Source organism: Phormidesmis sp. 146-20 (assembly GCF_052939475.1).
On sequence record NZ_JBJPHT010000056.1, the window covers coordinates 1 to 20,041 of the forward strand.

The 20,041-nt window shown below is 47.9% G+C and carries 15 protein-coding genes; 12 read left to right on the forward strand and 3 right to left on the reverse strand.

Going from position 1 to position 20,041, the window contains the following annotated elements; all coding sequences use genetic code 11:
- Positions 1 to 132: 132 nt before the first annotated feature.
- A complete protein-coding gene (locus ACKFKH_RS28295; protein WP_446861701.1) occupies positions 133 to 504 on the forward strand; it encodes a hypothetical protein in 372 nt (123 codons plus the stop codon).
- Positions 505 to 678: 174 nt separating this feature from the next.
- Here the strand turns inward: ACKFKH_RS28295 and ACKFKH_RS28300 are convergent, their stop codons facing one another.
- On the reverse strand, positions 679 to 2,928 hold the full coding sequence (locus ACKFKH_RS28300) for an SLC26A/SulP transporter family protein (protein WP_446861702.1): 2,250 nt from the start codon (positions 2,926 to 2,928) through the stop codon (positions 679 to 681).
- A gap of 590 nt (positions 2,929 to 3,518) precedes the next feature.
- Here ACKFKH_RS28300 and ACKFKH_RS28305 point away from each other — a divergent pair.
- The 7 genes from ACKFKH_RS28305 to ACKFKH_RS28335 all read left to right on the forward strand — a co-directional run bounded on the left by ACKFKH_RS28305 (position 3,519) and on the right by ACKFKH_RS28335 (position 12,922).
- Positions 3,519 to 3,986, forward strand: a complete 468-nt coding sequence (locus tag ACKFKH_RS28305; protein WP_446861703.1) for a chemotaxis protein CheW — start codon at positions 3,519 to 3,521, stop codon at positions 3,984 to 3,986.
- Between the two features lie 16 nt (positions 3,987 to 4,002).
- Positions 4,003 to 5,157 (forward strand): CheR family methyltransferase, encoded by a 1,155-nt coding sequence (locus ACKFKH_RS28310; RefSeq protein WP_446861704.1) that lies wholly within the window; start codon positions 4,003 to 4,005, stop codon positions 5,155 to 5,157.
- A 154-nt stretch (positions 5,158 to 5,311) separates the two neighbouring features.
- On the forward strand, positions 5,312 to 6,952 hold the full coding sequence (locus ACKFKH_RS28315) for a methyl-accepting chemotaxis protein (protein ID WP_446861705.1): 1,641 nt from the start codon (positions 5,312 to 5,314) through the stop codon (positions 6,950 to 6,952).
- A 4-nt stretch (positions 6,953 to 6,956) separates the two neighbouring features.
- A complete protein-coding gene (locus ACKFKH_RS28320; RefSeq protein WP_446861706.1) occupies positions 6,957 to 7,631 on the forward strand; it encodes a chemotaxis protein CheW in 675 nt (224 codons plus the stop codon).
- Positions 7,631 to 10,435: a hybrid sensor histidine kinase/response regulator gene (locus tag ACKFKH_RS28325; protein WP_446861707.1), complete on the forward strand. Its 2,805-nt coding sequence runs from the start codon at positions 7,631 to 7,633 to the stop codon at positions 10,433 to 10,435. The genes ACKFKH_RS28320 and ACKFKH_RS28325 overlap by 1 nt, the downstream gene beginning before the upstream one ends.
- Positions 10,432 to 11,424: a chemotaxis-specific protein-glutamate methyltransferase CheB gene (gene cheB / locus ACKFKH_RS28330; RefSeq protein ID WP_446861708.1), complete on the forward strand. Its 993-nt coding sequence runs from the start codon at positions 10,432 to 10,434 to the stop codon at positions 11,422 to 11,424. The genes ACKFKH_RS28325 and cheB overlap by 4 nt, the downstream gene beginning before the upstream one ends.
- A gap of 7 nt (positions 11,425 to 11,431) precedes the next feature.
- On the forward strand, positions 11,432 to 12,922 hold the full coding sequence (locus tag ACKFKH_RS28335) for an adenylate/guanylate cyclase domain-containing protein (RefSeq protein WP_446861709.1): 1,491 nt from the start codon (positions 11,432 to 11,434) through the stop codon (positions 12,920 to 12,922).
- Positions 12,923 to 13,402: 480 nt separating this feature from the next.
- Here ACKFKH_RS28335 and ACKFKH_RS28340 read toward each other — a convergent pair whose 3' ends face one another.
- Both ACKFKH_RS28340 and ACKFKH_RS28345 read right to left on the reverse strand, forming a co-directional pair.
- The gene (locus ACKFKH_RS28340) at positions 13,403 to 13,903 is read right to left on the reverse strand and encodes a single-stranded DNA-binding protein (protein ID WP_446861710.1); all 501 of its coding nucleotides are present in this window, start codon (positions 13,901 to 13,903) and stop codon (positions 13,403 to 13,405) included.
- Positions 13,904 to 14,067: 164 nt separating this feature from the next.
- Positions 14,068 to 14,508, reverse strand: a complete 441-nt coding sequence (locus ACKFKH_RS28345; protein WP_446861711.1) for a hypothetical protein — start codon at positions 14,506 to 14,508, stop codon at positions 14,068 to 14,070.
- A gap of 98 nt (positions 14,509 to 14,606) precedes the next feature.
- Between ACKFKH_RS28345 and ACKFKH_RS28350 the strand changes: the two genes are divergently transcribed.
- The 4 genes from ACKFKH_RS28350 (at position 14,607) to ACKFKH_RS28365 (ending at position 19,812) form a co-directional block, all read left to right on the forward strand.
- On the forward strand, positions 14,607 to 15,572 hold the full coding sequence (locus ACKFKH_RS28350) for a M48 family metallopeptidase (protein WP_446861712.1): 966 nt from the start codon (positions 14,607 to 14,609) through the stop codon (positions 15,570 to 15,572).
- Positions 15,573 to 15,791: 219 nt separating this feature from the next.
- Positions 15,792 to 15,992 (forward strand): hypothetical protein, encoded by a 201-nt coding sequence (locus tag ACKFKH_RS28355; protein WP_446861713.1) that lies wholly within the window; start codon positions 15,792 to 15,794, stop codon positions 15,990 to 15,992.
- 392 nt (positions 15,993 to 16,384) lie between these two features.
- On the forward strand, positions 16,385 to 17,587 hold the full coding sequence (locus ACKFKH_RS28360) for a glycosyltransferase (protein WP_446861714.1): 1,203 nt from the start codon (positions 16,385 to 16,387) through the stop codon (positions 17,585 to 17,587).
- Between the two features lie 62 nt (positions 17,588 to 17,649).
- Entirely contained in the window at positions 17,650 to 19,812 is a 2,163-nt protein-coding gene (locus ACKFKH_RS28365) for a GumC family protein (RefSeq protein ID WP_446861715.1), read from the forward strand.
- Positions 19,813 to 20,041 lie beyond the last annotated feature (229 nt).

Genomic DNA, 20,041 nt, shown 5'->3' on the forward strand with positions numbered 1-20,041 from the left:
TACTACGTCTGCTTTGCGATGGGATCTTGAAAGGTTGGAATCAAGATCCTGCATATACTTCATACCCTGCGGGAGCGTTTGAAACGTCTGCGCTCCCATCCTCTTTGAACTAAACAGAGAAGACAAAACAACATGGCCGTTAGGAGACACCTTCCTGACTCGGTTTTGTTTAGCTTTGAGTTGCAATGCTCGTTAGTGAGACGATACCAAGTCACCGTTACGTTGGATTTGCAAGAGCGATTGATTTTTATGCCCTCTGGCATTCTCTCAGACGTGAGAGATTGTATTGAAGAGTTTGTTGAACAATTGAGTGAAGTTGCTTCAAATCAACTGGCCTATCTCAAATGGGATGGCACGAGCGATTTGACGACTGAATATCAAGTGATTCGCGTGTTATTGGGCTATCAAGTTCAACGTTCTCTGATGAAGTTCGATATTGTCATGGGCGCTGGTTCACTCATACATTTGGAGGAATTGCACGACAAAAAGACCATTCAACTGTAGAAGATTCAGTCGATCGCAAATGAATATTTCTAGCTGGCTCCAAGCTGTTGGGTTTACTTTAGGGGGGTCGAAATCCGACAATCAACGAAACAATATCAATTTGCGATCGACTGGATCTCTCACTTGTGGAGAATCTAGGGGGCTTTGCGAATTTATCATCTGAGCGAGAACCCTTCACGACGACTGTAATAGATTTTTTAGTTCTTGTTCTCGATGTTCTAGACGCTCGGCTAGTAGGTTGACGACAAATCGATGAATGTTTGAAGCAAGTATAGGATCAGAGGCTTCGATCGTATGGAATGCTTCGGTCGATAAAAAGTAAACAGTGCTGGGTTTGTCTGCGATCACAGAAGCCATGCGATCGGCTTGACGATATAGACCCATTTCACCGATCGTATTGCCGATCGTATAAGTGCGAATGCGTTTTGTTTGTTCACTTTCTAGTTCCAGAACAACGCTCACCTGGCCCGATCCGACAAAGTACAGCCCATCAAAGGGATCACCTTGATGAAACAAATACTCGCCTTCTGCAAACTCACAGACCTTGAGGTACGACATTAAGCGATCGACCTGAGTAGGGTCAACAAACGTCGTTTTGAGGTATTGATGTAGGGTTGTTTCTGGCGAATCTGATCCAAGTTTTTTGAGCCGATGGGTTTTGAGGACTTGTTCTTCGCACCATTCCAACGCGCGATCGACATCGGCAAACACATGACACAATGGGTCGGCTTCATCTAGACAATCGCCCTGCTTTAATCGCTGAGTCGCATCCTTAGATAGGTGTGTAAACAGTAAATGAACTTGCTGCTGCATTGCAAGCTGCTTAAGTTTGGCAAAACTCAGAACGGCTGACGCATCTAGACCACTCACCAGACGAAAATCTAGAATCACATAGCGGATGGGGTCGATCGTGACATCAGTCGTCCGCTGATCCTCAGTGCAATAGAGTTGACTGCGAATCTGGTTGAGTAGCTTAGTAGCAGTGCCAAAAAAGATCACGCCTTGTAGTTCTAAGACATAAATCTGTTCACCTTCTGCGGCGAGAATGTCGAGTTCTTGGGGTGTTCTCAGGACATTGCTGTGATAGTAGGCTCCAGAGCTAATGCGCTTTGTGACCGCAAGCTGACTATAGTTGATCACAAATAGCACGATCGCCGCAATCAGTCCCACACTAATCCCTTGCAGATAACCAACTGTCGCCGTTACCAACACAATCAGCAAAATAATGCAGTAGTCCGATCGAGAAAATTTGAACCAGGCGCGATAGATCCAATCGTAAAAAAATTCAACCCCCAACAACAATGGAATGCCCACCAGGATGAACTTTGGGAAGTATGATAAAACCGCAGCGTTTCCAAAACACATGGTCATACAAATGCCTGCAATCAGCCAGCCCACAAGCCGCCCTGTGCCACCTAGATTTTGTGCCAGCGTTGTTTCTCCGACACTCGAAAATCCGCTCACGCCGCCCCCTGCTCCAGAGACGATCGCGGCGGCTCCTGCGATTTTTAGTTCACGGTTGAGGTCAAAGTCTCGTCCTGCCAGCAGTTCAATCCCGTTTGCATTTAGCAGTAGAGAGAGCGACTCAATCAGCCACAGCGCCGCCAGACTGGGAATCTGCTGAAAGACAACGCCCCAGTTTGCCGATTGAATCGTCGAAATTGTGTTGAAGCGAAACAGTTGACCAGAGGGAATTGTACCCAGTAGCCATTGTTGAGCATTAGCCTGTTCGATCGCGGTTCCTGTGAGAGCCAGTCCGAGGTAGAAGAGCGCGATCGCAACTGCAATAATCCCAGGAAGTAGTAGAAAATGCTCAACAAACCTGGGCAATAGAAACATCGCCGTCGCAAACAAAATCGCTGGCAACCACTGAAACAACACATTGGGCTGCAAAAACATAGAAAACGTCAGGTGGTCATAATCCACGCCATTGAGCGAATTAAAAGCACCCTGCATCAGTAAAACGCCTGTCCCCGCCAGAAAACCGCCTACAACTGGGTAGGGAATAAAGCGAATCAAGCCCCCCAATTTGAACTGACCCAGCGCCATCAACACCGCGCCACCCACGACCGAATTCAATACAATCGCCGCCCCCACCGTCAACAACTTGGCTTCGATCGACGCACCCGGCATCAAATCTACAATCTGACGAGCGACCAGACCCAACACGGGGATCGAGGTATCTGAAACGGTGGCAACGACGCTGGGATAAGAACTTAATGAAGCAACGATCGCGCTAATAATTATTGAGCTAAACAGCAACAATCCCAGACCAAACGGGAGTGCATTCGCCAGATCGCCCGAAAAAATTACCGTCCCAAACGAGGCGCTCGCGACTACGGTCAGGAGTCCCATTGTCCCACCCGCAACCATGTTCAAAAACAATCGATTTTCGCTGTGTTTAGAACGTCCGATAGTAGTCACGATTAGAGTGGTTGGCTGACTGTAACTTGCTGAAAACGCTGCTAGTAGTAACGAGTACATCCATACCGTACCGCAAAATCTACTTCTGAATCATGCTGATGACAACAAAATCCTTCTTTAGATATAAACATTGGTAACGGTGAACCAAATTGTTTGCAAAACAGCGAGTAGAATTTTGGACTTGATTTTTGAAGCTCACTCCAGCTTTTTGTGAAGTGCATGGATCTTAAGGGAGGTTAGAGGGCATCAAAAGAGTGCAGCTTCGAGAAGGGTTAGTATTAGCAAGTAGAATTGGATTCAGTAGACCTCCTGCGCGGATTCGGAGACGCCCCCTAAATCCCCCACAAGTGAGGGACTTTGAGCCAAGACTTGCGGTTTCAAAGTCCCCCAGAATGGGGGATTTAGGGGGCACAAGCCGACCCAAACGGAGCAAGACCTAAGCAGCAGGTGACATCGAAAATTCTATTCATGCAGGATGTCTATTGATAGAAGTTTATGAAAGTAATTTTTCTAAATTTCAGTCCTAAGATAGGTTTCAAATCAGTTTAAAACCGCCTAGGTTCAGAACGATTCTAAAGGCGGTAAAAACAATGCTCATGCTGCTGTTTCAAGCTGGGGAAAACCTGTACGCGATCGACAGTGCTCAAGTGATCGAGGTGATTGCGATCGTCACTTTGAGAAAGCTGGATCGGGTGCCTTCCCATGTGGCAGGTGTGTTTAATTATCGCGGCTCGATCGTGCCTGTGATCGATCTAGGCAGCTTGATAGTCGATACGCCCTGTCGATCGCGTTACAGTACCCGAATCATGATGGTCAAAGATCAGCGCGATCGTCTGCTGGGATTGTTAGCCGAACGAGTCACAGAAACGTTGTCTCAGGCGGATACGGAACTTAGCCCGATCGAGCCGCTTCATCATGCGCCCTATTTGGGTGAAATTTTGATCAATGGAGATAGAATGATTCAACGATTTCATTGGGAAACACTTATTTCTGAAGTTCAACACACCTTTTTGATTGCTGGAGAGAACGCACAAGCTAATGTCACAAACCAGCATTGAAACTAAAATTGAAACGATGCTGAGGCAAAAGATTGGATTAGATGCCGCAAGTATCGGGTCAAACACGATCGCTCGATCAATCAACCAGCGCCGAACCCTGTGTGGATTGTCCGATCTAACAGCTTATTGGTATCGTTTACAGACCTCGCCCCAAGAAGTTGAAGCCTTGATCGAAGCAGTAGTAGTGCCAGAGACGTGGTTTTTTCGCGACCAAGCGCCTTTTGTTTGTCTCAGTCAGTTTGTTAAAACTCAACTTGTTCAAACTTTAGGGAAGCGGCCCTTATTACGAGTTTTATCAGTGCCCTGCTCGACTGGAGAAGAACCTTACTCGATCGCGATCACCCTATTTGAATCAGGACTCACAGCCGCTCAGTTTCAGATTGATGCGATCGACGTTAGCCAACAAGCCTTACAAAAAGCAAACCGCGCGACTTATTCTAAAAAATCTTTTCGAGGCGAGTATTCTATCAATCAGCGCTATTTTCAAGCAGTTAAAGACGGAGTTGAAGTGCGATCGTGGGTGCGAGAGACCGTTCGTTTTAGACAAGGAAATCTTTTAGATTCTGCCTTATTGCTACATCAGTATCACATTGTCTTTTGTCGAAATTTGCTAATTTATCTCGATCAAACTGCCCGAAATCAAGTTCTTGAACACTTAGACCGAGCTTTGATGCAGTCAGGGTTATTGTTTGTAGGTGCTGCCGAGACTTCTCAAATTACTGCAAAATCCTATGTGTCGATGCGTTATCCGTCTGCCTTTGCCTATCAAAAACAAAATCTAGCCACGTTTCAACCTGCCCAAATTAGTGAAAAGCCGACCCCAAACATTGCCCTGCAACCCACTGCAAAACTGCCAGTCCCACCGCCTATTTCAGCGCTTGATCGAGCAAAACAACTCGCCGATCGCGGACAACTGATTGAGGCTGCTAATCTTGCCGAAGCTTGTTTAAGCCACGATCGCAGCAATGCTCACGCCCACCTTTTGTTAGGTGAGATCTATCAAGAACTCAATGACTTGGAACGAGCAGAGCGATCGTTTCAAAGAGCGTTGTATTTAAATTCAAGTTTCTATGAAGCACTCATTCATTTAGCCTTGTTAAAAGAACAACAGGGAGATACGTCAACGGCAATACTTTTGAGGGCAAGAATCCAACGAATTCTTAATCCATAATCTTGTAGTATTTATTTTAATTGAGAGACAAGAGTTCATTTGGTTAAAGCGGGGTCTGAAATGAGAATTTAGCGTGATTTGCTGCCTTACGATGGATTTATTTTTTGAAAAAGAACGATATCCTAGAACTCAATTTTGGTGAGCAGGTTGGTGAATGTTAAATCGCTGGAATATTGGAACTAAAATTGGAGTCGGATTTGCATTGGGCTTGACTGTTTTTGCAACGATCGGGCTAGTTGCCTTTCGCGGAACTCAGGAGCTTATATCAGCCGCTCGTCAAGAAGAACATACTTATCAGGTGTTGAGTGAGCTAGAAGGAATTTTGTCGATGGTCAGAGATGCCGAAACCGGACAGCGGGGCTATTTGTTGACCAATGAAACTCGCTATTTGGCTCCCTACAATCAGGCCCGATCGAACATTCAAAATCGGCTCCAAAGCATTCGGGCATTGATTAAAGACAACCCTAATCAACAGGCCTATCTTCAAACACTGGAGCCTGTGATTACCCAAAAATTATCTGAACTAGAGACGACTATTCAACTGCGACAAACGCGAGGTAGCAATGCTGCTTTGCAAGTCGTGCGATCGGGACAGGGCAAGCAATTAATGGATCAAATTCGCGATCTGACTGGTCGGATGAAAGCAGAAGAACAAGGGTTATTACGAACGCGATCGCAGGCCGCAGACAACTCGGCTCGTCGAACTTTGAATAGCTTACTCTATGGCATTCCTGTAGGAGTTGTGCTGCTGGCGCTAATTGGCGTGATTTTGAACCGTCAGATTACTCAACCAATTGATCGGGTTTCTAAAGTAGCGCAACAGGTCGCAGATGGAGATTTGACACAATCGATCTCTTCGAGTTACCCGCAAGGGGTCGCCGCGCATCAAGATGACACTGAAATCGGACAACTGCTCACCGCGTTTCAAAACATGACAAATAGCCTGAATGCTTTAATTGCTCAAGCACAGCGATCGGGCATCCAAATTAGCACCTCTACCACACAAATCGCAGCCGCCGGACGACAACTAGAAGCGACGGTTAACGAACAGTTTGCCTCCATGAATGAAGTGAATGCAACCGCTCGACAAATTGCGATGACTTCAGGAGATTTAGCCAAGTCGATGGATGATGTGGCAAAAACGGCACAAAACACGACCCTCAGTGCTTCCAACAGTCAAACAAATCTAGATAAAATCCAATCTGCAATGCAGCGATTAGTCTATTCAACGAATTCGATCTCATCAAAGTTAAACGTAATGAACGACAAGGCGAATAACATTAACAACGTGGTGACAACTATTACAAAAGTGGCGGCTCAGACTAATTTACTTTCACTGAATGCGGCGATCGAAGCCGAGAAAGCCGGAGAATACGGAGCCGGATTTGCGGTCGTAGCGCGAGAAATTCGCCGACTAGCAGATCAATCTGCGGTGTCCACGTTAGAAATTGAGCAGATGGTTAAAGAGATGCAGTCATCTGTTTCTACTAGCGTCATGGAGGTAGACAAATTTCGTCAAGAGGTGGGTCAATATGTTGAAGAAGTCGGCACTGTCAGCACTCAGATCGCCAACTTTATCACCGATGTTCAAGGGTTAGCGCCCCGGTTTGAGGTAGTTAGCCAAAGTATGGATGAGCAATATCGAGGCGCAGAACAAATTAGTACCGCGATCGCTCAACTCAGCGAAGCCTCTCAGCAAACAGTTCAATCACTTCAGGAAACCAATTACGCTCTGACTCAGTTGGACGATGCTGCACAAGGCTTACAGCGTGAAATTTCTCAATTTAAGGTGTAGTGTGATGATGGTTCCACAGGATTCAACAAGCACGATCGACTGTTGGAATCACATGGGTGTGGAAGGTGACCGATCGTGCGATCGACTAGCCACCGTTTTACATTGTCGCAACTGTTCGGTGTATTCGATGGCTGGACGCAGCTTACTCGAACGGGAGGTTGCGATCGCAGACATTGCCCAATCTACTCAAACAATTGCGGCTGAATCGACGGTTGATCGTCTCAAGTCTAATGAAGAAACGCTGTCGCTGATTGTGTTTCGGCTAGGTGAGGAGCGGTTTGCTTTTTCGGTGCGATTGCTCCAGGAAGTCATTCATCCGACTGCTATTCATACGCTGCCCCATCGAAGTAATGAGGTTTTTTTGGGGCTGGTGAGCATTCGAGGTGAGATTCTACTGTGTGCCTCTTTGCAGCAGTTTTTGGGCTTAGAAGCAGCGAGTGAAGTCCGTCCTGATGCAGAACGAATGCTCGTTGTCGGCGTTGATCATCGCAAGTGGGTGTTTCCGATCGCAGAAGTAGAGGGGATTTATCGCGTTCCCTTAAGTAACATTCGAGAAGCGCCGATCGTGATTACCAGAGCCAACACTTACACTCAGGGCATTTTGGAATGGAACAATCAACCTGTAAGCTATCTGGATGCCGAACGGTTAATTGATCGGCTCGATCGGGGGCTAGTGTGATGGGCGATTATTCAATGCGCGATGTGTTTCGTCAAGAAACAAAAACTCAAGTTGAAGGTCTAAAACAGGGTCTAACCGCACTCAAACAACACCCGACAAACAGTCAACTTGATGTTGTGATCAGAGCATTACACACGATCGCAGCAGCAGCCTACCTGGTCGAACTTGAGATGGTTGCTCACTTAGCCGAAACCATGAGAGCTAGTTTGATCGCAGCCCAAAATCATTCACTCCAATTAAGTTCTGCGAAGCTGGATTCTCTACAATATGCCAGCAATTTGTTAGAGGAAGTCAGCCAGGTTGAGGATGCTGAGATGACTCAATGGCTATTTCGACATACCGAAGATTTTGTACGCGCTCAAAGTGCGATCGAACTCAATCTACCTCATCCGGCTGAACAGCCTTCTCCAGCTTCTACAACAGTTCTGCCGCCGTCTTCTAGTGAACCTCAGCCTGAGCCAGCAAGTTCTTCGAGTCACCCGCAAGGAGTTGCGCCCATTCTAAGTGATGCGTCCTTAATGGAGTTGTTTCGGCAAGAAGTAGAGGAACAAGCCACTCGACTGAACAATGGTTTGATTGCGATCGAAGCTCAACCTGATTCAACTCAAGAACTCGAAGCTCTGATGCGGTCTGCCCATTCGATCAAGGGGGCGGCTCGGATTGTAGGTTTGAATGCTGCCGTTGAGTTGGCACACGATATGGAAGATTGTTTTGTAGCGGCTCAGAGTCAAGCCTTGACGCTAACGCCCGATCAGATCGATATCCTGTTTCGCGGAGTTGATTTGCTGCAAACACTCAGTCAAACGCCCGAAGCCCAACTTCCTCAATGGCTCGAACAACACAATGCTGAATTTGCAGCCGTTCGATCAGCGCTTAATGCCACCGAAGTTCACTCTGCGCCCATTGTTCAACAGGTCGAAGTTCAACAGATTGAAGCCGTTCCGACTACTCTCAATGTTCTACAATTCAATGTTCCACAGTCTACTGTTCTACAATCGCTCGATCGCTTAGACAACGACAATAATTCTACTACTCCCAATGTTCTAGAACAGTCCGATCAGTCCGACGATAACAATGCGATGCGCGATCGAGTTGTGCGGGTGAGTGCAGAAAACCTGAATCGGATTGTCGGACTCGCTGGAGAATCGATGATTGCAGCAAATTGGCTACAACCTTTTGCAGACTCGCTTCTACAATTAAAATCGCGTCAAGCTGCCTTGTCTAAAACCCTCGAAGCACTTCAACAAAAGACTTTAAACGACGACGTTAATGAACCGTTGCTCGATCGCTCTCGTCGTCAAGAACAAGATTGTCGAGACCTATTAAACAATCGCATTGGAGAACTCGAAGACTATATTCGTCGCACTGATAACTTGTCTGATCGTCTCTATCGCGAAGTGATTCGATCACAGATGCGGCCCTTTGTCGATGGGGTGCAGGGCTTTCCTCGTATGGTGCGCGACCTGGCTCGTCAGCTTGGCAGACAGGTAAAACTAAATGTCTTGGGCGAATCCACTGTAGTCGATCGCGACATTCTCAAACAGCTAGAAGCGCCCCTGACTCACATTTTACGGAATGCGATCGACCACGGATTAGAATCACCCGAAGCCCGAATCTCAGCCCAAAAGCCTCCCGAAGGCACTATTCAACTCGAAGCCTTTCATCGGGGCGGCCTACTGGCGATTACGGTGTCTGACGATGGCAGAGGGATTGATCCGCGTCAAATTCGTCAGCAGGTGATTCGTCGCAATCTTGCCCCGCCAGAAGTTGCCCGTCAGATGAGCGATGCAGAACTGATGGAGTTTCTGTTTTTACCAGGGTTTTCATTGTCCAAACAAGTAACAGAACTCTCCGGGCGCGGAGTCGGATTAGATATTGCCAAAACAATGGCTCAAGAAGTTGGCGGAACGGTTCGGGCGACTTCTCATCTAGGAAAGGGAACTAGCTTTCATTTTCAACTCCCCTTGACGCTCTCAGTTGTGCGGACGCTGCTCGTCGAGATTGCTGGCGAATCCTATGCGTTTCCCTTGTCTCGGATTGATTGCATTGTAGAACTCGATCGCACTTCAATCTCCGTTGCCGAAAACCGCCAATACTTCACCTTCAATGATAAAAACGTCGGCTTAGTGTCCCTGGCTCAAGTTCTCAATTTACCTGCGATTGCTCCTTCTAATACGCTGTGGGTCGTCCTGATCAGCCAACAGTCAGCGACTTATGGATTGATCGTCGATCACTGTCTCGGAGAACAAGAACTAGTCGTTCGTCCACTAGATGCCCGCCTGGGGAAAGTGCAAGATGTCAGCGCGGCGGCCTTGATGGGTGACGGATCGCTAGTCTTGATTTTAGATGTTTCTGATTTAGTGCGATCGACCAACATTCTGCTCGAAGCGGGACAAGTCACCCCTCGCCAAAAGACCACAACCGTTGGGCGCAAAAAAATTCTAGTTGTCGATGACTCAATCACCGTGCGCGAAGTTGAACGCAAACTACTCGAAAATCGGGGTTATCAAGTTGATGTCGCCGTCGATGGCATGGAAGGCTGGAATGCTGTCCGCAGTCACACTTACAATTTAGTCATCAGCGATATTGATATGCCTAGAATGAATGGAATCGAGCTAATCAAACAGATCAAAGCCCATTCTCGACTGCGATCGATTCCCGTGATTGTCGTTTCTTATCGAGATCGCGAAGACGATCGACTTCAAGGATTAGATGCCGGAGCAGATTACTATTTAACCAAGAGTAGTTTTCATGACGATACCTTGATTCAAGCAGTCGTCGATCTGATCGGACAACCATCATGAGAATCGCAATTGTTAACGATACGGTGATCGCGATCGAAGCGCTGCGGCGAGTTTTGTTAAAGGCTCCACATCAGATCGCTTGGATTGCCAAAACAGGAATAGAAGCGGTGGCTCAATGCGCCAAAGACCGTCCTGACTTGATTTTGATGGATCTGATCATGCCTGAAATGGATGGCGTGGAAGCGACTCGTCAAATTATGCAGCGATCGCCCTGTGCCATTCTGATTGTGACTGCCAATGTGCAACAAAGCTCCGCCAAAGTGTTTGAGGCGATGGGACAGGGGGCACTCGATGCGGTGAATACGCCAATTTTGGGCAGCCAAGAACCCCCCGAAGCCGCTCAGACACTCCTACATAAAATTGCCACAATCGAGAAGCTGATCGACAAATCTGATTTTGCGCCCATTTCTTCTCAGGTACGATCGACTTCCGCTTTGATTGCGATCGGAGCCTCAACAGGTGGGCCCAAAGCCCTCGCTACAATTTTGTCTCGCTTGCCGATAAATCTTGCCGCCGCGATCGTGATTGTGCAACATGTAGACGCACAGTTCGCGGTTGGTTTGATCGATTGGCTGAGTCATGAAACGCCGCTTCCGGTCAAAAAAGCAATGGTGGGCGATCGTCCCGAAAGAGGGACTATCCTCGTCGCCTGCACCAACGATCATTTATGTTTGCAGTCTAACGGAACGCTGACTTACACCCAATCTCCCGTTGAATATCCCTATCGTCCCTCGATCGATGTGTTTTTTAACAGCGTGGCGCGCTACTGGACAACCAAAGGCACTGCCATTTTACTGACCGGAATGGGACGCGACGGAGCCACCGGATTGAGTGCTTTGAGACAGCGAGGCTGGTACACCATTGCTCAAAATAAAGAAAGCTGTGTGGTTTATGGAATGCCCAAAGCGGCGATCGAGCTAAAGGCTGCTGTCGATGTCCTAACGCCTGAAGCGATCGCAACGACTCTATCTCGTTCCTATTCGCGTTGACGTTTCTATGAGTGATCCGATTACCGTTCTTTTAATTGACGATCAAGCGATCATTAGCGAAGCGGTGCAGCGAATGCTGGCTCCAGAAAATGACATTGTGTTTCACTATTGCGACAATCCTCTACAAACGATCGCCGTTGCCCAAAAATGCCGTCCCACCGTAATTTTGCAGGATCTGGTCATGCCTCAGATCGACGGCTTGCTGCTGGTGCAGTTTTTGCGATCGCACGATGCCCCCACTTACGACGTGCCGCTGATTGTCCTGTCGAGTAAAGAAGACCCGCTGATCAAAGCCCAAGCGTTTGAACTTGGCGCAAATGATTATTTAGTGAAACTGCCCGATCGCGTCGAGCTAGTCGCCCGGATTCGCTACCATTCCAGAGCCTACAACAATCTACTCAAGCGCCAAGAAGCCGAATCCCTGCTGCGTCAAGAAAATGAGCGACAAGCCCTCTACATTCAACAAGTCGATAAGCTCACCAAAGCAGCCGTCGCAGTCGAACAAAATGCCTTTCAACTAGAGAGTTTGAGTGATGTGAGCGATCGCCCTGACGAACTCGGACAACTGGCCAAAACCTTCACTCAAATGGTCAAAACCATCAACACTCGTGAGCAAGAATTAAAACGGCTCAATCAATCCTTTGCGCGATTTTTTCCAACCGAATATCTGCGATTTTTACGCAAAGAAACTGTAACCGATGTGCAACTCGGCGATTATGTCAGCAAAACAATGGCGGTGATGTTTAGTGACATTCGATCGTTCACCACCATTTCAGAAACCATGACCCCGCAGGAAAATTTCAACTTTGTCAACGCCTACCTCAAGCGCGTCAGTCCCGAAATTCGCAATCACTACGGGATTATCGTCAAATTTCTCGGCGATGGCATGATGGCTGTTTTTCCCGAAGGGGCCGATGATGCCGTAGCTGCCGGAGTTGCCAAACAGCATCGCGTCCAGGAATACAACGAACAGCGCCAAAATCGAGGCGATCAGCCCATCCAAGTTGGCATCGGTATCCACGTCGGCCACATGATGTTAGGCATGGTCGGCGAAGACAATCGAATTCAAGGCGATGCCTTTTCGGATACCGTCAACCTCACCTCTCGTCTAGAAGGACTTACCCGATTTTACGGCGTTTCGATGGTGATCTCAGGGCAAACCCTCGACCATCTCAGCAACTCCGATCGCTATCAAACCCGATTTCTCGATCGCGTCATCGTCAAAGGTCGCAACGAGCCGATCGCCATCTACGAAGTCCTAGACGCTGAAACCAGGGAAGTCCAACATCTCAAACGACAAACACAAGTCCCCTTTGAGCAAGGCATCGACTGTTATCGAAAGGGCGCTTTAGACGATGCAAAATCCAATTTTGAGCAAGTGTTAGCCTTCAATCCTGCCGACCAGACTGCAAGCTTATACCTCGATCGCATCCATCAACTACTCGAACAAGGCATCCCCGAAAACTGGAACGAAGCCTGGACATTCAGCGAAAAATAAGACTTTTAAGACTTTAGACCCTGGTTAACTGACAAAACTTTTTGCTTGGCGGTTAAAATCGCAGCTAACAAAACAAAATTTGCCTTCGCGGATTAACGTCAGTTCGATGAACGCTTCGCTTCGCTTTTAGATCCAGAAACGCCCCCCAAATCCCCCACGAGTGAGGGACTTTGAACCAGAATTCCTCTCTTAAAGTCCCCCAAAATTGGGGGGTTGGGGGGCAGAAGCCGTGAACAACGAAGCGAAAAAACTCTCATCGAATTCACGTCGGATTAATAAAACCTTGAATAAGTTTAGTCTGCGGAGGCAGACTTCGCTCCGCTAGGCGCGTTGCCGAAGGCACTTGCGACGCTAACAGCATTCGCCAGCCTGACAAATAAGAGTTTTAAGGCTTTCTTCAGTCAACCAGCTTTAGGCCTTAGATCCTGGACTAAAAACCTTAACAACTACCTGCCCAACCTCCAAAGCCATCAATTCTCCTTAAAACGGAATATCATCCAACTCTGGCTGATCGATCGGAGCAGGAGCCGCCGGAACTTTAGCTTTCGTTGTCGCTCTAGGAGTCGAAGCAGGCGGAGTCGAAGCAGGTGGAGTCGAAGCAGGTGGAGTCGTCGGAGCCACCCCAGCAGGCTTTGTGGTAGTGCCCATTTCTGCACTAAAAGACGACCCAATCTCAACCCCAACCAGACTGTGAATTCGCTGCACCGTCATCTCAGCCGTCTTTTCCTTAAAGCCCTCCGGACGATCGACCGTATTCATTCCCAGACGACCTTCGATAATCACCCGATCGCCTTCGTGATAATTTGTCTGAATCTCTTGTGCCAGATTGCCCCAGCCGACGACCTTGAGCGTTGCAGGTGGCTCATCCGGACGCAGCCCCGCAATTTGCACGCGCATCTCAGCGATCGGAGTCTGGTTGTCCGACGTATAGCGAAGTTGAGGGTCTTGAATGATTTCGGCCATCAAGATGCAATTATTCATAAATCAGAACAGGTGAAGTGTGAAACAAAATCCCTTCTCCCTACTCTATTTTAAGTGGTCGATCGACGAATCAAAACCCGCCAACAAAAACCCCCCAACATGACTGCCAGAGGGCAACTTTTCCGGGTACAAGGAAACTTGAGCGCTACAACCAACCGCAAACTTTAACGAACAGAAAAGGCTTCTGATTTTTCAGAGGCGCAGCCTTCTCTCGGAATATCTGTCAGCATAAGTTCAGGGTGTTCAAACTCTGGGTGCTTTGTCAACATCTCATCCAGCTTAGTGTCTGGCTTACGACGCGCTTTTTGCACCAGTCCCAACCCTAGAAATCCCGCGATCGCCAACAGTCCTGCTCCCGCAATTTTTAGATCAGTGGGTGACCCAAACGAATTGAGGTTTGCTTGAATCGTGTTGCTGGATGGATTAGAAGGAGTCGATCGACCTAGTTCAGCAGACTTGCCAAACGGAGCAGACGACTTATCTTTGGAGCCAAATCCTGTCGAATTGGCAGTGTGAGAGCAGGCGTTGACAGGGGCACTCAGCAAAACGCCGCCTAAAATAGTAGTGGAAAGAACAATCGCCAAAGACACACGGAGCTTGAGCATGGTCTTGTACGAAGAAACGACTCCGCTATTATAAGGGCGACCCTCCGGCTCAAAACAGACAAATACATTACAAAATTTGCGAAACTAACGCTGACCTTATGCCCACCTACATTGGAATTTCTAGCAGCGCCTTCCGGCATCCTCTCGATAGTCAAGCAGAACAGGCGCTCCGCAGTGTCCCTGGGTTTGATCTAGTGGCTCGCAAATTTGTCGAGTTTGTCTACGAGCGGCCGCGATTTGTCTATCTGATGGGCAACAGCATTGAGGTCGGCCCGCGCCAATACGCCAGCGTTTATCAGATTTTTCGCGAGTGTCTGCGCGATTTAGACATTCATCCAGAGCCAACTCTATTTGTGTCACAAGCGCCGTTGGTGAATGCTTACGCCCTGGGGCAAGAGCGTCCTTGTGTGGTGCTCAATACCGGACTTCTGGATCTCTTGAGCGAAGTCGAACTGCGATCGGTACTCGCCCACGAACTCGGACATCTTAAATGTGGTCACACGACGCTGACACAAATGGGCATCTGGGTGAGCATGGCTTTGTCGGGACTCGCAGACATGACCTTTGGTTTGAGCAGTCTAATCAGTACAGGTCTACTATTAGCTTTTTATGAATGGTCACACAAAGCAGAACTCTCTGCCGATCGCGCCGCCCTGTTAGTGATGGACGACCTCAGACCCGTGCTGCAAACCATGATGAAACTGTCCGGCGGCAGCAGCAAATATGCCAATGAAGTCAGCGTAGATGAATTTATTCGTCAGAGCGATCGCTACCAGGCGCTTGATCAAGACGGTCTCAATCAGGCCTACAAATTCATGCTCTACAACAATGTCTCTGACGGCATTTTTCTCACCCATCCGTTTACCGTTGAGCGAGTGCGCCATCTCCAAGAATGGTCAGTTTCGTCCGCTTTTCAGCAAATTCGTCAGGGCAACTATCCCCGCGCCGGGGCAGAAGGATCAGTCGAAGTTCCCGTCGATCCTGCCAACAACCCAGAAGCCGAAGAACTCCGCCGCCAAATCGAAGAACTCCAAAAAGAAATCGATCGCCTCAAGAAAAACTAGCGCGGTCGAGAAGGTTTGAACCTGAATTCAATGTTAGAGCAGTTATAGAACATGAAAGAGGAATCGGAACTTCAAGCGGTGGCTTGTTGATGATTTCTCTTTTTGGTTTTGTACCTTTCTACACCTGTATTGTAAAGACTATTTCCTACTGTGGAGGGGTGATGTGGGGCGATCGTTCTTCTACTCTGGTTCGTGTCATCTATGTTTTGGAGACCGTTAATGAGTAGCGAACCTACCTCTAAACCGCCTGCCCCCAACCATCAAGAGAAACCAGTCCCAGAAACCGTCAACCCCCAAGATCTCGTCTACGCGGGAGGATTTGTCGGCGATGCCAGAGAAATTGTCGAAAACCCGGCTGTGACTCCCCAAATGTTAAATGAGCCAGGTGATCTGCGAAGCGATGCTTTAGAAGAGGATTAGAACCGCAGAAAGCTGCTCTCTACAATCTCCGTCGATCGGAAGATGAACGCGAAGCCCATCGAAATTAGAGTATGGCGATGAATCGTTATTTTTTAACCGAGTGATTGTGGTGTGATCACAGACGAAAATAGCGCTTGATACCTGATTACTTTTTGATTGCTACAGATTGGGTAAAGGACTTTGAACGCTGGACTTTAGACACATTGTTCAAGTATTGCTTGAGTTTTAAGCCTTTACAGCTCTTGTAGTAATAAGGAATTGGGATTGCCCATGACAAGTGTCTCGTTGCTTTGTCGAAATTGTTTTAAGTGGCTGTTTCAATAGTCCAGGTCAAAAGCTTGTGAGATTGGCTGCCAGTTTAGCGTTAGACAACAAGGTCGATCGACAGATGTTTGAGCAGCCTACAAATTTTGCGGCATCTAAAGTCCTTTGTCTTGCAGCGATCGTTTCGGTTGCCCCCTGCCTATTTTGGCTCTGTTAAAGCCACTGTTTTTATTTCCAATGGAGTCATGAAAGTAGCCCTCGTCCATGACTATTTGACCCAGCGCGGTGGTGCAGAGCGCGTTTTTGAACTGCTTTGTAAGCGTTATCCCGACGCAGATGTGTTTACGTCTTTATATGATCCCCAGCATTCGATCGATTTAGGCGATCGTGTCGTTCACACAACTTATTTACAAAAAGTTCCGAATGCGTCCCGGTATTTTAAGCTGCTCGCGCCCTTGTATTATTCAGCCTTTCGATCGCTGGATCTGCGCGAATATGATTTGATTATCAGCAGTAGTACCACGTTTGCCAAAGGGGTGAGAAAACGTCCAGATGCCAAACATGTTTGTTTTTGCCACAATGTGACCCGATTTCTCTGGGATACCAAAACCTATTTGCGAGAATACACAGCCTATCAGCGCTTTTATCCCTTGCTAGAAGGCGTGTTTCAGTGGATGCGTCAGGCAGATTTGCGCTATTCTCAAGAACCTGATTTATATATTGCCAACTCTAGTATCGTTGCGCGTCGGATCAATAAAGTCTACGGCAAACCTGCTTTGGTGATCAACTACCCGATCGATAGCAATCAATTTACCTTCTCAGATCAGAAAGAAGACTTCTATCTTGCATCGGCTCGACTGTTGAGCTACAAACGCATTGATGTGATTGTCGAAGCCTTTAACTGGCTTGGTTGGTCACTGCTGATCACCGGAGACGGGCCCGAACGGGAGACACTGCAAGCCCGCGCCATGAATAACATTCAATTTTTGGGTCATGTCACAGACGCAACGCGCAAACAACTGATGGCTAAGTCGCGATCGGTGATTGTCACGGCGCTAGAAGATTATGGGTTAGTTCCGATCGAAGCCAACGCCAGCGGAACGCCCGTCATCGCCTATGGAGCAGGAGGCGTGCTCGATACTCAAGTGCCCGGTACGACTGGGGTCTTCTTTAAATCACAAACCCCCGAAGCCCTTCATGCCGCTCTGTTAAACGCTCGCACGATCGCCTGGAACTATCGCAACATTCGTGAACATGCGTTGAGCCATTTTTCAGAGCCAGTGTTTTTTGAGTCGGTCGATCGTGTGATTCAAGGCGTTTTTGGTGATTAGCAATCCCTGTTTTTTAATGAAAGGAGTTCCGAGTCGTGGCTGAGAGCAATTCACACTTATTGATGTCCGAACCTGATCCAGGCTATGGACAACTGCTGGCGGTCTTAGTTCGGCGGCGCTGGTGGGTAATCGGAATCTTGGGAGCGACCGTACTGATATCAGGAGTTTTTACGCTGTTTTCTAAATCGACTTATCGCAGTTCGATGCAGTTGATGATCGAGTCAAACTATCGCAGCCGTAAAACTGACACAGGCACAACCGGAACGCCTTCGTTTGCCGATTCCAATGTCGAAATTGACAACGCGACCCAGCTAAATCTAATGCGATCGTCGCAGCTTTTACAACGAGCGGTCGATCAGCTAGAGCCACGCTACAGAGATATCGAGGTTGATCAGTTAAAAAATAATCTAACGGTCAGTCAGGTTTTAGAACAAAAGGGCAACGACAAAATTGGAACCAGTATTTTTGAAATTGTTTATATCGACAGCGATCGCCAAAAGACACAGGACGTATTACAGGCGATTCAACAGGTTTATCAACAGTACAATTTAGAACAACAAAAGCTGCGGCTCACTAAGGGATTGTCATTTATTAATGATCAAATTCCACAAGTAGAAGCGCGAGTCAATACAGCAGAAGCAGAACTAGAAAAGTTTCGCAAAAAGCAAGATTTAATTGATCCCGAACTGCAATCTAAATCACTGGTAGAAGCGTTGAGTTCTCTGCAAAAAGACCAGCGATTAAATCGAGCCGACCTGAAAGATCTGCAAGCCCGCTATGGAGCACTTCAACAACAGCTTGCCCGATCGCCCCAACAAGCCGCCATTGCTGCCCGACTCAGCCAGTCACCTCGCTATCAGTCCTTGTTAAATGAGATTCAAAAATCTGAGATTGCTATTGTTAAAGAGCGAACGCGATTCAAAGACAAAGCGCCCTTTGTGCAACAGGTCGTCGATCAGCGACAAAAACAATTAGCCCTTTTGCGGCAAGAAGTTCAGCGTATTCTCGGCCCTCAAACTGCTGCCCTTGCACCTTCAGCCGATGGATTAGTCGCCGCCGGACAGCTTGGAGAAAATGACTTGAAGTTTGCCAGTTCTCTAGTCGAGGCTCAGGTAAATTTGGTGGCTGCCCAAGCGCGCGATCGCAGTTTGACTGATAATGAAGCTCAACTTCGGGCTGAGTTAAAACGCTTCCCCAGTCTGCTGGCAGAATACAATCGCCTCCAGCCTAATGTGTTAGTCAATCGTGAAACCCTACAGCAACTTCTCAAAGCGAGACAAGAATTAGGGCTAGAAATCGCCCGCGGTGGCTTTGATTGGCAACTGGTTGAGCCACCTCAATTAGGTAGAAAAACTGGCCCAAGCTGGTTACGGAATCTACTACTGGGATCGGTTGCGGGCTTGATGTTGGGCAGTGTGGCGGCCTTTTTACGAGATGCGGCGGATGATGCTGTTCGTACGTCAGAGGATCTCAAAAAACAGGTGGCGTTTCCACTATTGGGACTGGTGCCAGAAGTGCCCTTGAACGAGATTGCACCTTTCCAGAAATCGCCTTCTCTTACGCCTTCGCCGTTAGAAGTGATTCATTGGGCACCGTTCCGCGAATCGTTGGATTTGATATACAAAAACATTCAGCTATTGACGATCGCCAGTCCCCTCAAGTCGATTGTCATCACGTCAGCATTAGCAGGAGAAGGAAAATCAACGATCGCGTTAGGGTTAGCTATCAGTGCTGCTCGACTGCACCAGCGAGTGTTGTTAATTGATGCCGACCTGCGCCGTCCGGGATTGCACAAACAGCTTGAATTGCCCAATGAACAGGGGCTTTCTAATTTGTTGTCGAGCGATCGGGCCCTGAGTCAAAATGCGATTCAACCCGCCAGCACTTATAGCGATCTTTCAATTTCTGTTTTAACGGCGGGCCCTGCGCCCACTGATCCCGTCAAGTTGCTCAGTTCAAAACGGATGCGTGAGTTAATGTTGATGTTTGAGCAGTCTTACGATCTGGTGATTGTCGATTCGCCTCCCGCGTTGGGAATTGTGGATGCGATGCTGGCGGCTTCTTTTTGTGATGGGGCGTTGTTTGTCGGGCGAATTGGTCAAGTCTCTCGCAATGAAGTCACCCAAGCGGCGGCGGCGATGAGTCGTCTGAATGTCATTGGCATTGTGGCAAACGGGGCCCAAAACACAAGCAATGCTTACTATCGAAGTGCTACTACCGTGTGACTGTAGTTTGAATCAATCAGTTTGAGCAATCTAAAGTTATGTGACTTTCTGAGTTTAATTCGTTAGATTGCATCACTCAACTGAGATTTTTTGGACAACTCTCATTAGGATTTCTGGCGTTGCTGAATCAGGAGATGAATTGCCCGAAAGCGGAGAGAAATCCGATGTTCAAAGTCCCCCATTTTGGGGGATTTAGGGGGCGAAAAGATGGACACTTCTCACAGATTCA

Bases quoted from the DNA above. Each gene is read 5' to 3' on its own strand.
- ACKFKH_RS28295 (WP_446861701.1), top strand. From the start codon at position 133: ATGGCCGTTAGGAGACACCTTCCTGACTCGGTTTTGTTTAGCTTTGAG.
- ACKFKH_RS28305 (WP_446861703.1), top strand. From the start codon at position 3,519: ATGCTCATGCTGCTGTTTCAAGCTGGGGAAAACCTGTACGCGATCGAC.
- ACKFKH_RS28310 (WP_446861704.1), top strand. From the start codon at position 4,003: ATGCTGAGGCAAAAGATTGGATTAGATGCCGCAAGTATCGGGTCAAAC.
- ACKFKH_RS28315 (WP_446861705.1), top strand. From the start codon at position 5,312: ATGTTAAATCGCTGGAATATTGGAACTAAAATTGGAGTCGGATTTGCA.
- ACKFKH_RS28320 (WP_446861706.1), top strand. From the start codon at position 6,957: ATGATGGTTCCACAGGATTCAACAAGCACGATCGACTGTTGGAATCAC.
- ACKFKH_RS28325 (WP_446861707.1), top strand. From the start codon at position 7,631: ATGGGCGATTATTCAATGCGCGATGTGTTTCGTCAAGAAACAAAAACT.
- cheB (WP_446861708.1), top strand. From the start codon at position 10,432: ATGAGAATCGCAATTGTTAACGATACGGTGATCGCGATCGAAGCGCTG.
- ACKFKH_RS28335 (WP_446861709.1), top strand. From the start codon at position 11,432: ATGAGTGATCCGATTACCGTTCTTTTAATTGACGATCAAGCGATCATT.
- ACKFKH_RS28340 (WP_446861710.1), bottom strand. From the start codon at position 13,903: ATGAATAATTGCATCTTGATGGCCGAAATCATTCAAGACCCTCAACTT.
- ACKFKH_RS28345 (WP_446861711.1), bottom strand. From the start codon at position 14,508: ATGCTCAAGCTCCGTGTGTCTTTGGCGATTGTTCTTTCCACTACTATT.
- ACKFKH_RS28350 (WP_446861712.1), top strand. From the start codon at position 14,607: ATGCCCACCTACATTGGAATTTCTAGCAGCGCCTTCCGGCATCCTCTC.
- ACKFKH_RS28355 (WP_446861713.1), top strand. From the start codon at position 15,792: ATGAGTAGCGAACCTACCTCTAAACCGCCTGCCCCCAACCATCAAGAG.
- ACKFKH_RS28365 (WP_446861715.1), top strand. From the start codon at position 17,650: ATGTCCGAACCTGATCCAGGCTATGGACAACTGCTGGCGGTCTTAGTT.